At 59.1% G+C, this 14,511-nt stretch carries 14 protein-coding genes, 1 tRNA gene and 1 pseudogene; 7 read left to right on the top strand and 9 right to left on the bottom strand.

Translation table 11 applies throughout. The features are described 5' to 3' along the window. Positions 1-246: 246 nt before the first annotated feature. Positions 247-756, top strand: a complete 510-nt coding sequence (locus JJ869_RS17125; protein WP_292268883.1) for an adenylate kinase — start codon at positions 247-249, stop codon at positions 754-756. A 117-nt stretch (positions 757-873) separates the two neighbouring features. On the opposite strand, the gene JJ869_RS17120 is transcribed toward JJ869_RS17125, so the two are convergent. Further along, on the bottom strand, positions 874-1,089 hold the full coding sequence (locus JJ869_RS17120) for a hypothetical protein (RefSeq protein ID WP_292268881.1): 216 nt from the start codon (positions 1,087-1,089) through the stop codon (positions 874-876). A gap of 125 nt (positions 1,090-1,214) precedes the next feature. Here JJ869_RS17120 and JJ869_RS17115 point away from each other — a divergent pair, with 125 nt between their 5' ends. The 4 genes and pseudogenes from JJ869_RS17115 to JJ869_RS17100 all read left to right on the top strand — a co-directional run bounded on the left by JJ869_RS17115 (position 1,215) and on the right by JJ869_RS17100 (position 4,703). Next, positions 1,215-1,475, top strand: coding sequence for a DUF2312 domain-containing protein (locus JJ869_RS17115; protein ID WP_292268879.1), 261 nt, complete (start codon positions 1,215-1,217; stop codon positions 1,473-1,475). 214 nt (positions 1,476-1,689) lie between these two features. Beyond that, positions 1,690-2,679, top strand: a pseudogene (locus JJ869_RS17110) (tripartite tricarboxylate transporter substrate binding protein). Positions 2,680-2,730: 51 nt separating this feature from the next. Then, positions 2,731-3,207, top strand: coding sequence for a tripartite tricarboxylate transporter TctB family protein (locus JJ869_RS17105; RefSeq protein WP_292268877.1), 477 nt, complete (start codon positions 2,731-2,733; stop codon positions 3,205-3,207). Further along, positions 3,204-4,703: a tripartite tricarboxylate transporter permease gene (locus JJ869_RS17100; RefSeq protein WP_292268875.1), complete on the top strand. Its 1,500-nt coding sequence runs from the start codon at positions 3,204-3,206 to the stop codon at positions 4,701-4,703. Before JJ869_RS17105 ends, JJ869_RS17100 begins: the two co-directional genes overlap by 4 nt. Here JJ869_RS17100 and JJ869_RS17095 read toward each other — a convergent pair. After that, positions 4,700-5,581 (bottom strand): hypothetical protein, encoded by an 882-nt coding sequence (locus JJ869_RS17095; protein ID WP_292268873.1) that lies wholly within the window; start codon positions 5,579-5,581, stop codon positions 4,700-4,702. The genes JJ869_RS17100 and JJ869_RS17095 overlap by 4 nt on opposite strands. A 146-nt stretch (positions 5,582-5,727) precedes the next feature. Between JJ869_RS17095 and JJ869_RS17090 the strand changes: the two genes are divergently transcribed. Further along, positions 5,728-5,803 (top strand) — tRNA-Thr (locus JJ869_RS17090). Positions 5,804-6,011: 208 nt separating this feature from the next. Here JJ869_RS17090 and JJ869_RS17085 read toward each other — a convergent pair. The 7 genes from JJ869_RS17085 to JJ869_RS17055 form a co-directional block, all read right to left on the bottom strand. Next, on the bottom strand, positions 6,012-7,394 hold the full coding sequence (locus tag JJ869_RS17085; protein WP_292268871.1) for an FGGY-family carbohydrate kinase: 1,383 nt from the start codon (positions 7,392-7,394) through the stop codon (positions 6,012-6,014). Then, entirely contained in the window at positions 7,391-7,705 is a 315-nt protein-coding gene (rhaM, locus tag JJ869_RS17080) for an L-rhamnose mutarotase (protein WP_292268869.1), read from the bottom strand. Before rhaM ends, JJ869_RS17085 begins: the two co-directional genes overlap by 4 nt. Positions 7,706-7,721: 16 nt before the next feature. Continuing rightward, on the bottom strand, positions 7,722-8,720 hold the full coding sequence (locus tag JJ869_RS17075; RefSeq protein ID WP_292268867.1) for an ABC transporter permease: 999 nt from the start codon (positions 8,718-8,720) through the stop codon (positions 7,722-7,724). Next, positions 8,717-9,700: an ABC transporter permease gene (locus JJ869_RS17070; protein ID WP_292268865.1), complete on the bottom strand. Its 984-nt coding sequence runs from the start codon at positions 9,698-9,700 to the stop codon at positions 8,717-8,719. Before JJ869_RS17070 ends, JJ869_RS17075 begins: the two co-directional genes overlap by 4 nt. Positions 9,701-9,713: 13 nt before the next feature. Continuing rightward, positions 9,714-11,246: a sugar ABC transporter ATP-binding protein gene (locus JJ869_RS17065; RefSeq protein ID WP_292268863.1), complete on the bottom strand. Its 1,533-nt coding sequence runs from the start codon at positions 11,244-11,246 to the stop codon at positions 9,714-9,716. A gap of 70 nt (positions 11,247-11,316) precedes the next feature. Then, positions 11,317-12,318, bottom strand: a complete 1,002-nt coding sequence (gene rhaS, locus JJ869_RS17060) for a rhamnose ABC transporter substrate-binding protein (protein WP_292268861.1) — start codon at positions 12,316-12,318, stop codon at positions 11,317-11,319. A 38-nt stretch (positions 12,319-12,356) separates the two neighbouring features. Further along, entirely contained in the window at positions 12,357-13,160 is an 804-nt protein-coding gene (locus tag JJ869_RS17055) for a DeoR/GlpR family DNA-binding transcription regulator (protein ID WP_292268859.1), read from the bottom strand. Positions 13,161-13,346: 186 nt separating this feature from the next. Between JJ869_RS17055 and JJ869_RS17050 the strand changes: the two genes are divergently transcribed. Next, positions 13,347-14,511: bifunctional rhamnulose-1-phosphate aldolase/short-chain dehydrogenase (locus tag JJ869_RS17050; protein WP_292268857.1), on the top strand; the 1,165-nt coding region annotated here is incomplete at its 3' end.

Genomic DNA, 14,511 nt, shown 5'->3' with positions numbered 1-14,511 from the left:
TGATCAGAAAAGCCGCGGCTCGAACCTACCAGGAACTCTGGAAGGCCGTCGGCCATGTGTGCAACCTCTTCACCGACGAGGAATGCTACAACTTCTTCAAGGCGGCAGGATATAGAACCGATTAAACGCGACACGCTCTAGACCTGAGGTATGTGACTGACAGTTGAGGTGAGACACACCGTCTGGCTAGCGAAGCGCAGTATCAGCTTTTCCAGCTGTCTCGAAGGTACACAACGAGTAAACATATTGCCCGATTTGACCGAAAAACGGATTTACATTTTTGGCGCTTCCGGCGCAGGCTCGACGACGCTCGGCGCACGCATCGCTAAAGACATTGGTGTGGTGCACATTGACTCCGATCACCACTATTGGGCGCCAAGCGATCCGCCTTATTCAAAGGTCCGCTCCCTCGACGATCGTCTGGCTTCCATAACCAAGGCTTTTGGAACTGATGGATGGGTTCTTGCGGGTGCCTGTCATCAATGGGGTCGTGGGATAGTTGACCCCGCGGACTTGATTGTTTTCCTAACGCTTCCGACACGGATTCGCATCGACCGCTTGATCGCCCGCGAGACCGAGCGTTTCGGTGGTCGTATCTTGGAAGGCGGAGACATGTACGAAACCCACAAAGCATTTATTGAATGGACGCTCCAATATGACGACCCGAATTTTTCCGGCCGCAATCGAAACTTGCATGAAATCTGGCTCAGCAATCAGACAAAGCCCATTTGTCGCATCGAAGGCAACATTCCCTAGAGCACTCGAGGAGCCTCGTACTAGACCACCTGAACGCATTGGCATGAGATAGGAACAAGCGGACTCTTCACCAAACACTCGGGCCACTGTCTTTTGGTTCAAGTCGGGCCACCACGATCAGCCTAGGAAGATCCCCACGATCACCAGCATCAGACCCAGCACCGACACAAACAGCGACCCGAGGTTTATCGGCATCACCTTCTTGACCTCGTCGCGCAATGCTTCGTCGCTCAGCCCAGCTTTGCGCGCCTTGTTGACCCGCAGGATGCAATAGACCAGCCCGCACAAACCGCCAAACGACAGCGCCGCGCCCGACCAGATCAGTATGTCCATGATACGCTCCCGCGATGGTCTGTGCCCACGGGGGCGGTAATTCATCCCCTGCCCGCTGACAAGCCCTTGAAGGCCCGCGCCGCCATCGCTACGAACCCAGTCAAACCAAAAGAGGGAGCCTCGTGATGGACGACAGCGCTATCGAAGCCAACTACCTCGTCACCGCAGATGAGCTGCGTCAGTTCATCGAACGGATCGAACGTCTGGACGCGGAAAAGAAAGACATCGCAGACCAGCAGAAAGAAGTCATGGCTGAGGCGAAAGCGCGGGGCTACGACACCAAGGTCATGCGCAAGGTGATCGCCCTTCGCAAGCGCGAGCCCGACGACATCGCCGAGGAAGAAGCCGTGCTCGAGATGTACAAGGAAGCTTTGGGCATGCAGTGATCGCCGTCGATCACATCTGACATCGCCATCAAACACAAACGGCGCCCGTTCATTCGGAGCGCCGTTTTTTCTGCGACTTCTATGCTGCCTTGAATAGCGCGTGGCCCGGCACCGACTGTTTTCAGATATCCGTCAACATGATTGACCACGCGGTTTCTTTTGCTGAATATCCTGTTGAAGAAAAACAGGCCGCAAAGGGCCAAGGGAGGAATGCATGAAGATTTGGAAAGCCGCTTTGGTGGCATTGTCTGTTATGGCCACACCCGTGCTTGCGGAATATCCCGAGCGCGAAGTGTTGGGCGTTGTAATGTGGGGCGCAGGCGGCGCCACGGATACGGTCGCGCGTGCCGTCAATCCGGCAGCCGAGGCGGCGCTTGGCAAACCGATTGTGGTTCTGAACAAGTCCGGCGGCGCGGGCGCGATCTCGACCGCTTTCGTGAACGCAGCACCTGCGGATGGCTACACCTTCCTCTATGGCGCGGAAAACCCGCAGCTTCATGGCGTGATGGGCGTGTCGGACATCGACTATGGCGACATGTACCCGATCAACATTCTGGGTCGCGGTGTGGCCGTTGTCGTCGTTCCGGCGGACTCGAAATACTAGACCCTCAGCGAATTGCTTGACGATATCGCCGCCAACCCCGGTTCCGTCAAAATGGGCTCGACCGGTCCCGGTGGCCTGCCCTCAACGATTGGCGCGTTGATTGCCAATGCGACCGATTTCAACGTCACCGCCATTCCCTTTGATGGTGAAGGTCCTGGCCTGACCGCCATGCTGGGCGGCGAGGTTGACTTCATGCCAGCGGGCATCTCGGCAGCAGCCGAGCAGATCAAGGCCGGCAACATGCGTGCCTTGGCTGTGGTCAACCCGGAACCCGTGGACACGCTTCCGGACGTTCCTGCCATCACGGAAACCCTCCCCGACATGGAGCGTTTCCTGCCATGGGGTCCGTTCTACGGCGTGTTCGTCCGCGCCGAAGTGCCGGACGATGTGAAGGCAAAGCTGACCGAAGTGTTCACGACTGCAGCAACCGACGCGACCTTCCTTGAGCTGATGGCCAACCGCGGCAACGTGGTCATGAACATGAGCGGCCAAGAGGCGATAGACTTCCTTGCCAAGTGGCAACAGGTCACGACCTGGGCCCTTCAGGACACCGGCGCGGCGAAGGTCAGCCCGGAAGAGCTTGGCATTCCCCGTCCCTGATCCAAGGGTGCGACCCGCTGGCTCTCTGGTGGGTCGCAGCATTCCGAAGAGATGAAAACACCTGACACCCTCCGACCCGGAGAACGGCTTTTTGCGCTTCTTCTGGTGGTCTTCGCAGGCTACGCCTTCTGGGAATCCTATGGCATTTCCGGGTTCAAAGGCCTGACAACCGGTGGTGTCATGCCGATGCTGGCATCTGGCGTGATGCTGGCAACAGGGGTTGTCATCCTGTACGACACGCTGCGCAGACCAGCCTCGGCCGAGACCGGTCTGCCCGCGCTGCTGGCCTATCTGTTCCCGCTGCGGGTCGTGCTGTTCACCGCGCTCGTCGCAGCCTTTGTGGCCGTTATCCCCTATATCGGATTTCTTCCGGCCTCCGGCGCGCTGTTGTTCGTGGCGATCTGGACGCTGTGGAGCAAAGGCCCGGTCTGGGCGATGGCAATATCGGCGCTGTCAGTCGGGGTGATCTACCTTCTGTTCGGCGTTGTCTTTCAAGTCATTCTCCCCACAGGGAGCCTGTGGACATGATGGAAACACTGGGCTTTTTCGCCACCTCCTGGCTGGACCCTTCGCTTCTTCTGCTGACAGCGCTTGGCACGTTTGCCGGGATCTATATCGGTGCGATCCCAGGTCTGTCGGTGACCATGGCCGCGTCGATCCTGATTTCCTTCACCTTCAAATGGGAAGTGAACGAAGCCCTGGCGCTGATTGCCGGTGTCTATGTCGGTGGCGTTTACGGAGGCGCACGCACCGCGATCCTGCTCAATATTCCGGGGGCACCCAGTGCCATTGCCACCGCACTGGACAGTTATCCACTGGCGCGCAAGGGCCTCGCGGGCGAGGCAATTGGCCTTTCGACGGTGATGTCGGTGATCGGCGGACTTGTCGGCGTGCTGGCCCTTGCCATCGCAGCCCCGCTGATCGCCGATTTTGCGATCAAGTTCACATCGCGCGATTACATGCTGCTTGGCATCATCGGGATCCTTCTGGTCGGCACGCTCTCGGGCGAAAGCTTTGCCAAAGGAGCATTCGCTGGCGCGCTTGGCGTCATGATCGGGATGATCGGGCTCGACCCGATGACCGCCGAGGCCCGGTTCACTTACGGATCGATCAATCTCATGGGGGGGGTGCCGTTCGTCGTGGCGATGATCGGCTTTTTCGGTGTCGCCGAAGCCCTCGCGCAGCTTGAACATATCTCCGCCGCTCCCATCAAACAAAAGGTCGCCCGGATCGTGCCGTCTTGGTCCGACGTACGGCGTTATCTTGGACTTGGGCTTAAATCCTCTGGACTTGGCACGTTGATCGGTGCCCTGCCCGGCACGGGTGGCGATATTGCAGCGCTCTTGGCCTACGACCACGCCAAGCGCAGCACCAAGAACCCCGAGGTTCCCTTCGGTGAAGGCGCAAAGGAAGGGTTGATCGCCCCCGAAGCCGCCAACAACGCGGCAGTGGGTGGGGCTTTTGTACCCATGCTCACTCTTGGCATTCCCGGCGATGCGGTGACTGCGATCATCATCGGCGCACTTTACATCCACGGTTTGAAACCGGGGCCGCTGCTCCTGACAGACACTCCGCACCTCTTCTGGTTCATCGTCGGCAACCTGACACTTGCCAACCTGTTCCTTCTGGTCTTCGGCCTGACCGGTGTCCGCATCTTCACCAAGGTGGTCGAATGCCCGCGCGCGATCCTGATCCCGCTGATCATCATCCTGTCAGCCGTCGGAGCCTATGCCATTCAGAACAACCCCGTGCACATCACATGGGCCCTCGGCTTCGGCGTTCTTGGCTATTTCCTCAAGCGTTATGGCTTCCAGGTCGGCCCGATCATCCTTGGCGTGATCCTTGGCCCGATGATCGACGCGAATTACCGCCGCGCCATGATCGGCGCACAAGAGAATATCGGAACCTTCATCTATGACCTGCTCAGCCACCCGATTTCATTGGTGCTGACCTGCGCGCTGGTCTTCATGTTCATCACTCAACTGCCCTTCGTGAAGAACCGCAAACGACAGACCAGGCCTTAAGGCGCGATCAAAGTGACCCCCGGAATGCGACGGATATCGAACAGGTCTTCTTCGTATTGCTCGGTCAGGTCTTGCACCAGATGCGCATCCCAGCCCGGCAGATCGAATTCATGCTCGACCTTGGACGGGTCCGCGAACTTATCGAGAAAAGCCACCATCACTCGGCGGATCTGAGCCTCGTTGAATTCCGGTTTTTCGGCAAGATAGGCCCGAAACCGCGTCATCCCTTCCTGCGAGGTGATATCCGCCATCCGCGAATAGGCCCCGACAATCGGATAGGTCGCTTCAACCCCTGCGAATTCGCGGATCAGTTCCCCCCAGATAAGTGGACTATCCTCGTCGCACCAGACCGTCACCGGAACGCCGGGCACCGCTGCGGTGATCCGCCCAAGCAGAGTGGACCAGCGAATATGCATCGGATCCAACCCGTGCAACAGCTGTGAAATGTCCGACAGCGGTGTCGCCTTGAGAAGCGCGGGCAGGAACGTCGCAGGATTGCGCAGCCCGATGAAAATCTCGACTGAATCCCGTGCGAAGATATCCCGCAGAGTGCGCAGACGGTGCTCCGCCTTGCGGTATACCACCCCACCCTGAAACGCGATCTTGGGTACCGAAAACAGGTTCTCATGCGACAGGATCATCCGATCCACATGACCCGTGTCCTCGTCAAGGATACTGTCCAGCAACACGTCGCGCGACCCTGGCGCAGGCGGCGCGTCCCCCAAGGCGTTCAGCATCTCCGAAATCAACTGCCGATACTTGCCCGGCCCCGGAATCGCGATCCCGTCTGACCGAAGCGCCTCGCGGTTGCGCAAGAGCGTCTTGAACAGCCGATCGCTGTCAGTCTCGTGAAGGCCTGCGTGTAGGACAACCTGCATCTGTTTTCGGTTTTCTCGCTGTCTGGGCGTAGTATACCCCCACGCGCAGCGATGAAAACCGTCTTAGGACGACATTCGCAAATCGCAAAATTTCGCCAGATTGCCTCTTGCACAGCCGCGCGACACTCAGTAATCACGCCTCCAGAGCCCCTATAGCTCAGCTGGTAGAGCAACTGATTTGTAATCAGTAGGTCCGCGGTTCGAGTCCGTGTGGGGGCACCATTCAAATCAAGCATGTAGCCGGAACGTGGATGTATCCACCAAGATGTCTCTCGGATTTACGAGGCATGTCGAATTCGTTCGCGGCGCGGTTGGGCGCGCGCTCCTGATGCTTGTCGGCCCGGAAACCATATAAAATTTGGCCTTGCATGTGCGTCGAGGTGAGCCCGCTGGGAAGGTCTGGTGCGCACCCGAAGCGGACGTGTTCCGATCATATGGCCTTTACCGCAGCATTCCACTCCGATGCATAGCCAATGCAAAGGCCCTTCAACGGGTCTTCTCGGATTGGACGAGCCGCGATCTCGCGTTCTTGAGACCCCTGAGCCGCGACGAGCAGGGCGGCGCCTTCGCTTGTTCCGGTCGTGCTGGCCGTCGGAATCACGGACGACGCGGATACGGCTTCAAGCATCGTGAGGTAGGGTTTGTTGCGGGCAAACGGGCCTTCAACAATGACTGGGCCCACATGCCCGATCAGATCAAGACAATGCGCCGTGACCAGCGCCAGATAGAAGCCGACCGCAGCGCTCCGCTGCCCTGTCCCAACCGGCGGCTCGTCGCCAATCCAGTGCGAGGTCATGCCGGCGAATGGGCCGGTTTCGGGGACAATGGCGGGTAGCAGCATCCTGCGATGGGTCAGAATCTCCCGCATCTCGGCCTCATCCGCATCCACCGATGGCCCCGGGAGAAGAAGATCGTGCTCCCGCCCCCCCATGAAGCGCGCCGATGGCACGGCATCACCGAATGCGTTTACGTTTACCAGCGTGTCGCGCGCAGGGTCCAAGGTCACGGATTTGCCGCCCACGGCCATGGCGATCACCCATGTGCCCGTCGAGACCACGCTGAAGGGCGGTTTGCGCGTTACAAGATGCGACAGCAGCGAGGCGTTGGAATCGTGGATACCACAAAGGACCGGCGTATCCGCGCTCAGTCCGGTGCGGCGGGCGATTTCGGCGGTGACCGTTCCCAGAACGTCGCCGGGCATGCGTGGCGGCGCGATCTTGTCCGCGATGCCAAGTGACTTTGGCAGCGCGGAAAACCGGCCTTCATATGGGTTCCAGAGATCCGTGTGGCACCCCAGCGACGTCACGTCCGTGGCAAAGACTCCTGTCAGGCGATGCGTCCAGAATTGCGGATAGGTCACGACATACACGACGCGATCGAGAAGCGCCGGATCGGTCAGAAACTGCCAGTGGAGTTGCGCGCCGAGATTGAGCCCCATGGACAGGCGGGGGGACCCGGTCTCGGAAAATGGCGGGCGGAACGCATCATATTCCTTTGCGCAACTGTCAGGCCCAGTGTGTTCATAGTCGAGAACAGGTGCCGCGAGGGAGCCGTCTTTGGTGAGCAACGCAGCGGCAGCGCCATGCGTGGTGATCGTGATCGCGCCCAGCCCATGTTCGGCATGGAAGCGCGTCAGGCCGTCAAGAATGAAATCCCAATGCCCGTCAACGTCGAAATGCGGATAGGGCGGACCGGGCAAAACGGTGTTGGGTCGCGTGACAACGGCAATTTCCGAAAGATCCGAACGGCGCACGACCGCGAGTTTCGCGTTCGTCTTGCCGATATCAATGACGGCTACATGCGCGCCTGTCATGGCATATGAAAGACAGGGGTGAGTGCTACGGCGACCGGCGCGTTGTCGTCATGCGTTTCCATGATGTCGGCCATATGCGCCCACCATTTTTTCATGATCTCATGGGAGGGAAGATCGTCGATCTTGTGATCATCCGTCCGCCAAAGCACACCGAAAAGGACGTTTGTCTCCTCGTCGAGGTGGATGGAATAGTCCGAGATCCCGGCATTTTTCAGAAGCGCGACAAGGTCGGGCCATATCTCGTCATGGCGTTTCTTGTATTCGTCCTTCGCACCGGGATTGAGGTGCATCTTGAAGGCGTATTTCTCCATGTCGCTCTCTCCTGACCTACCGCTTTGCTGCCTGCATGCGCCAATTCTCCCAAAGACGCGGCAACGCGATGACGCCGATCAGCAGCGCTCCGATGACGATGGACATCACGATGCCGGGCACGTTCAAAAGGCCTAGCCCGAACGTCACCAGACCCATCACGAACGCGGCGATCACCACGCCCGGGATCGAGCCCGACCCGCCGAGGATGTTCACACCGCCAAGAACCACCATCGTGACAATCTCCAGCTCCCATCCGACCGCGATTGACGGACGTGTCGAGGCCAGCCGCGACGTCAGACAGATGGCGGCCACGCCAGACATAAGCCCCGTAAGCAGAAAGAGGATGAACTTCACGCGGGCGACCCGGATACCGGAGAACTCCGCGCCGACGGCGTTGTTTCCGATCGCATAAACCGCTCGCCCGAAGTTCGTCTTGTGAAGGAGCACGAAGTAGATCAGCGCAAGGCAGGCGAAGAGCACGAACTCAAAGGAGATCACCCAGAAGACGTAGCCCTGCCCGAAAAAAGCAAAGTCCGACGGGTATCCGCGGTAGGCCTGATCGCCCAGAACGATGTAGCTGATCCCGCGGAAAAGGCTCATCGTGCCGATGGTGACAACGATCGAGGGCAAGCCCATACGCGTGACAAGAAAGCCGTTGAACGCGCCGCAAAGCAGGCCCACTCCAAGCCCGATGAGCACCAGTCCCGGTGTTCCCACCCCAAGCTGAACGGCCGCGCCCATTGCCGTCGAGGCCAGCGCGATGATCGAAGCCACGGAAAGGTCGATTTCACCTGCGATGATCAGAAGTGCCATCGCGAAGGCAATCATCGCCTTTTCCGTGAAGTTGAACGTCATGTCACTGAGGTTCCAAGCGTTCAGGAAATAAGGTGAGGTAAAGCTGTTCACGATGAAGATCGCGACGGCAACGGCCAGAAGAAGTGTCTCCCAGCTTTTCAGGCGCCGCTCCAGCGGCGATTGCAAGCGGTCAGGAATGGAACGGCTCGTGTCGCTCATGTCGCCTGCTCCGCACGTTTGAGGATGATCCGGCCTTTATCCCGATTGGCCTGAGCGTTGAGGATGACCGCGATGATGATCGCACCGCCCGAGATCGCGAGTTGCCAGAACGGCGAGATGTTCACGACAGGAAGCGCGTTGCTGATGATGCCAAGGAAAAGAGACCCCAGCATTGCCCCGAACACCGTGCCGATACCCCCCATGATCGCGACGCCCCCGATGACGCAAGCCGCCACGACATTAAGCTCGAACCCGCCTGCCAGATCGACGAACGCCACGGCAAACCGCGACACCCAGAGATAGCCGGTAAGCCCTGCCAACGCGCCGGAAATCGTGAAGGCCCAGAACTGCGTTTTTCCCACGTCGATTCCGGCATAAGTGGCCGCGTGCGGGTTACCGCCAGCAGCATAGAATGCGCGCCCCAGAGTCGTCCGGGACATCACGAGCGTGAAGAGGAGAACGGCAGCAATGGCGATCCAGCTCATCAGCGGCAGACCAAGAAACTCTGTCCGCGGAAACGCCTTGAAGCTGTCGCTGAATTCGTGGCTGTTGACCCATTTTCCGTCAGAAAGAAGAAAGATCGTGCCGCGAAAGATCGTCATGGTCCCCAGCGTCACGACAATCGGCGGAATGGCGAGCTTCCAGACAAGGACACCGTTGATCACGCCAAGAAGCGCCCCGAATCCGATGGAAATGACGATGATCACAGGCACAGGCAGTCCCGGCATGGCGACATTGATCATGGCGACAACCATACCGGTCAGGGCAAGGTTGGCAGCGACGCTCAGATCGATGCAGCGGGTCAGGATCACGATCATCTGACCAATGGCCAGCAGGATCAGGGGGGCGGTGTCGTTGAAGACATTCGCGAGGTTTGTCGGAGCGATGAAGGCGGGGAAGCGCGAGGCGATGATCGCAAGGAGCAAGGCGATTGCGCCTGTGAGGAGCACTTCGCGAGACATGAGGATGTTTTTCGGCATAACTTTGCTTCCCTCAGATCCCGGCCGCGTGACGTACCAATGTCTCGGGCGTCATGGTGTCGGCCGACAGCTCAGCCGCGATCCGCCCCTCTCGCATGACGATCACCCTGTCCGACATACCCATGATCTCGGGGATTTCCGAGCTGACCATGATCACCGCCAGACCCTGCGCGGCGAGTTCCGCCATGAATTCGTGAACCGCGGCCTTGGAGCCGATATCGATCCCTTTGGTCGGCTCATCAAGGATGATGACTTTCGGCTGCGTGGCCAACCACTTGGCGATAACGACTTTTTGCTGGTTGCCACCCGACAGGTTGCCGACATCGGTATCCAGCGAGGCCGCTCGAAGGTCGAGGCGTTCGGTGAAGTCGCGCGCCAGTTTGAACTCTTCGGCAAGTTGGAGGAAGCCGTTGCGCGATGTGCGCCCGAGAGAGGGAAGAGTCACGTTCTGGAAGATAGGGAGCGCGGTGATCGCGCCCTGTTTGCCGCGATCCTCGGGCACATAGACGATGCCATTTGCAACGGCATCGGCAGGGGATCGGATATCAACTTGCTTGCCATCAATTCGCAACACACCTGATGAGGGCCGTGTGATCCCGAAGATCGACTGCATGAATTCGGAACGGCCCGCACCGACAAGGCCGTAAAAGCCCAGAATTTGCCCTCGGTGAAGCGTGAAACCTATGTCCGCGAATTCGGTCGGGTGTTCGTAGCCTTCAACCACGAGGATCTCGTCGCCAATATTGTGCGCACGATTGGGAAAGATCTGGCTGACGTCCCGACCGACCATCATCTTGACGAGTTCAGCCTCGGACACGTCCGCAATGGACCCAGTGCCGACAAGCGCTCCATCGCGGAAAACTGTGTAGTTGTCGGCAATGCGGAAGATCTCATCGAACTTGTGGCTGATGAAGAGGATCGCTTTCCCCTGATCCTTGAGCTCTTCAACAAGGACATAAAGCTCCTCGATTTCCTTTTGGCTGAGCGCTGCGGTCGGCTCGTCCATGATCACGACCCGCGCGTCGATCGACAAAGCCCGCGCGATGGCAACGAGGTGTTTGTTCGCAATCCCAAGGTCTTTGAGTTTCGTGCGTGGCTCGATCTGTGCGCCGATACCCACGAGGATGGCACGGGCCTTCTCGATCATCTCTGCGGTGTCGATCAGGCCGAACCGCCCCCGTGGTGCGTGGCCCAGAAAGATGTTCTCCGCCACCGACAGCTCGTCAAAGAGAACCGTCTCCTGATGGATCGCGGTGACACCCGCATCTCCCGCCGCTTGCGCCGTCGGAAATCGGCAAGGTGTGCCATCGATCTCGATCTCTCCGCCGTCCGGCTGATAGATGCCCGTCAGGATCTTGACGACCGTCGACTTGCCCGCTCCGTTCTCTCCGACCAGAGCCGTGACTTTGCCCGGGAACAACTCAAGCGACACTTCCGACAGCGCCGTGACCCCCGGAAAGGTCTTGGTGACCCGGTTCAGGGCCAAAATCGGCGGTCCGGTCTCCACTTTGGGAAGATCGTGTGTCTGATCGGGTTGCATCAACATGGGGGTCTTGGGTTGCCTTGCCGGAAGGGTGTCGGTGCAGCGTGAAAGCTGCACCGCTCTTTTTCGACGATCAGAAAATGTCCTTGAACTGATCGATGTTGGACGCGTCGTACGTGAACGGGTCCGACATCGCCGCGGAATTCGTGTCGTCGAGTGTCACCGACCCCATACGGCCGGTCGGGATTTCCGAGCCCGGCTCTGCTGTCGCGGCACCCGAGGCAAGGGCATGCGCGATCATCGTCGCCGAGTAACCCAGATCGATCGGGTTCCAGATCGCGAAGCTCTTGGTTGCACCGGACTCCACGCAGCCCGCCATTTCCGACGGCAAGCCAAGACCGGTCACGTTGACCTGACCGATCTTGCCAGCGTCTGACACAGCCTGACACGAGGCAAGGATGCCGACTGTGGTCGGAGCGATGATCGCTTTCAGATCGGGGTAAGATGCCATAAGGACCTGCGCTGCGCGGTAGGACTTGTCCGAAAGATCGTCCCCGTAGACCGTCGCAACGAGCTCAATGCCCGGATAGTTCGGCATGACCTCCTCAGCGGCCGCGATCCACGCGTTCTGGTTGGTGGCGGTAGCCGATGCCGACAGGATAGCAACCTGACCGCCGTCAGGCATGTGATCGGCGGCAAGTTTGATGATCGTGTTGCCGATCAACGGAGTCGACGACGGGTTGAGGTGCATCTGGCGTCCCTCTTCGTTCACCCCGGAGTCCCACGAGATCACGGTGATACCGCGCTGCATCGCGCGCTGGAGCGCCGGCGAGACGGCATCCGGGTCGTTGGCAGAGATCGCGATGGCGTCGACGCCCTGCGCGATCAGCGCATTGATGACCTCGATCTGGCCTTCCGCAGTGGTGTCGGTCGGGCCGGTATAGATGACCTCGACGTTGCCAAGCTCGGCTGCCGCTTCCTCTGCGCCTTCAGCGGCTGCCTCGAAGAAGCCGATGCCAAGCGCTTTGACGACAAGCGCGATGCGCAAGTTGTCCTGCGCCATTGCGCTTGTGCCCATGAGGCTGGCCGCGAGGCTCATGCCTGCCACCAGCGAGGTGAATGTCCGACGTTTCATATCATGTCCTCCCAAAGAAACTGTTTTGCCTGGCCGTTTTATGAGGCGGCCACGTCCTCCAGAGCGCCGCCCGACTGGGCGACGATCAACTTCACGTCCGCAGCGTCCAGCATAGCCGCCGCCTTGTCCGAGATTCCTTCATCCGTGATCAGCGTCGAGATGCGGTCGAGGCCGCAGAGCACAAGGCTGGAGCGCTGTTCGAATTTCGTACTGTCCACCAGCACGACAAGCTCGTCGGCCTGCCCCATCAGCTTTTCTTCGGCCCGGATCAGCAGCGGATCCGCCTCCATGAGACCGAGCGGGCCAATGCCCTGCGCGCCCATGAACATGCGGCGGGCATAGAAATTGCGGGTAACGTCATTCTCGAACGGCGACAGGATAATGTTCTGCTCGCGATAGATCGCGCCGCCCGAAACCATCACGGTGTTTTTCGAATGCTTCAGCAGGTGTTCGGCGATGGGAAAAGAATTCGTGAAGACCTGACACCGCCGATTCGCCAGCGGGTGAACCATCTGAAAGGTCGTCGTCCCGCCGTTAATAATGATCGGTTCCCCGTCTTGGCACAGCTCCACAGCCGCGCGGGCGATCGCCCGCTTCTCCTTGATCCGAAGCGCTTCGTTGACCGCGAAGGTGCGCCCGGCAAGGCCAACGAATTGCGGAGGATTCAGCGATTCAACGCCGCCCCGCACCCGCCGAACCTTTTTCTGCATGTGAAGGGTCGCAATGTCCCGGCGTATCGTGGCCTCGGATGCCCCGGTCAGGTTGCACAGATCAATGACCGTCACGACAGCCCGATCCTGGACTGTGGAAAGAATGACCCTGTGGCGTTCGGACTCATGCATAAATGCCTCCCTCACCATCGAAGGTGCTCAGATTCCAACCTCCAGTCAATCAAAAACCGTCATATTCAATCATTATGCGCTTCAGCGTGATTGAATATGATTGAAGTAGATTGACAAACGATCATGCCAGCCCCACCCTGCGACACAGGTAAATTGGGACTTGGTCCGTCTGATGAGGAGCGCATCATGTTGAAATCGGTCGACAATCCGTTGCTTGAGAACCGCTGGAACGTTGAAGCGGCAAGCGGGATGAGCGAATCGGAGTTGCTTCTCTATCGATCGAACATTCTTGGGGCGGACAAGCGCGTGACCAACTACGGCGGTGGCAACACCTCGGCCAAGGTGATGGAAACCGATCCGCTGACAGGCGAAACCGTCGAGGTGCTCTGGGTCAAGGGTTCGGGCGGCGACATCGGCTCGATCAAGATGGATGGGTTTGCCACGCTCTACATGGACAAGCTAAATTCCCTGCGTTTGCTTTACCGCGGTGTCGAGCACGAAGATGAAATGGTGGGCTACCTTCCCCATTGCACCTTCAAACTGAACCCGCGCGCGGCTTCCATTGATACGCCACTCCATGCCTATGTGCCGCGCAAGCATGTCGACCATGTCCATGCCGACGCGATTATCGCCATTGCCGCGTCAAAGAATTCCAAAGACCTGACACAGGAGATCTTCGGCGCACGCATCGGCTGGCTGCCGTGGAAACGCCCGGGCTACGAGTTGGGCCTTTGGCTCGAGAAATTCTGCCTCGAAAACCCGGATGCGGATGGCGTCGTGCTGGAAAGCCATGGCCTGTTCACGTGGGCCGACACCGCGAAGGACTGCTACGACACCACAATCGACGTGATCAATCGCGCGACAGAATGGCTGCATGAACGCACATCGGGCATTCCGGCATTTGGCGGCGCAAAACACGCCTCCCTCGATGACGCCGCCCGCCGCGACGTGGCGGCTCGGCTCATGCCGGCCATTCGGGGGTTTGTCAGCGGAAACCAGCATATGGTCGGGCATTTCAACGACAGCCCTGCCGTTCTGGAATTCGTGAATTCTCAGAATATGGAAGAACTGGCTGCCCTCGGCACCTCCTGCCCTGATCACTTCCTGCGGACGAAAATCCGTCCGCTCGTCGTCGACTTCGACCCTGCCAAGGGCAATCTCGACGAGGTTCTTGCAGGGCTGGCGGCGCAGATCGACGCCTACCGCGAAGACTACAAGGCCTATTACGAGCGGTGCAAACACAGTGACAGCCCCGCGCTTCGTGATCCCAATGCTGTTGTTTACCTCGTGCCCGGCGTGGGCATGATCACCTTTGCGAAGGACAAGGCGACGGCTCGGATTTCCGGCGAAT

Origin of the sequence: Marivita sp. (assembly GCF_017643905.1) — a bacterium.
Classification (GTDB): domain Bacteria; phylum Pseudomonadota; class Alphaproteobacteria; order Rhodobacterales; family Rhodobacteraceae; genus Marivita.
The sequence above is the reverse complement of the archived record's forward strand: the minus strand, read 5'-3'. Positions and strand labels throughout refer to the sequence as shown.